Here is an 863-nt window from a genome sequence, read left to right on the forward strand (position 1 = left end):
CGTTTCAGTACGACGAACAGGGGCAGCTGACTGAGGAGACGGGCGACCGGGGCACGGTGGCGTACCGTCGTGACGCCCTGGGTAACCGCACGGGCACCACGCTGCCGGACGGGCGGACGCTGCGCCAGCTGTACTACGGCAGCGGGCATCTGCTGGGCATTGCGCTGGACGGCCTGACGGTGACGGAGTTCACGCGCGACAGCCTGCACCGGGAAACCGGGCGCACGCAGGGCGGGCTGATGAGCCGGGTGAGTTACGACCGGCTGGGTCGGCTGCGTGAGCGTGATGTGTTCCGCGGCACGCAGCAGCGTCCGGCGCCGCGCGTCTGGTCGGCGCGCTGGCAGCACGACTACCGCAACAACCTGATACGTGAGGAGCGTGACGACAACCCGTTTGCATGGCGGCAGTGGCAGTACGACGCGGCGGGGCGGCTGCTGAACCAGGGCGGTAGCCTGCCGGACGGGGAGCAGTGGCGGTGGGACGCGGCGTCGAACCCGCTGGACGCGGGGGTGAGGCAGGTGGCGCACAACCGGGTGACGCGGCTGCACGGGGCGACGTACCGCTATGACCCGCACGGTCGGGTGGCGGAGAAGGTGAGCGGGGGCACGCGCTGGCGCTACCGTTATGACGGCGAGCACCGGCTGACGTCGGCGGAGAGTGAGACGCGCAGCGGCGTGCAGACGCAGGTGAGTTTTGTCTATGACCCGCTGGGGCGGCGCATCAGCAAGACCAGCCGCCGCGCCCGGCAGGGAGAGGCGCCGGGGCATCCCCGCACCACGTATTTTGTCTGGGAAGGGCTGCGTCTGTTGCAGGAAATCCGCGGGGACGTGCCGCTGACGTACGTGTATGCGGACCCGGACAGC

1 pseudogene is annotated in these 863 nt (G+C 70.1%); it reads left to right on the top strand.

The features are described 5' to 3' along the window. A pseudogene (locus GS12_RS22720) lies at positions 1-863 on the top strand (type IV secretion protein Rhs); the annotation flags it as partial.

This window comes from Erwinia oleae, from assembly GCF_000770305.1.
GTDB classification, from domain to species: domain Bacteria; phylum Pseudomonadota; class Gammaproteobacteria; order Enterobacterales; family Enterobacteriaceae; genus Erwinia; species Erwinia oleae.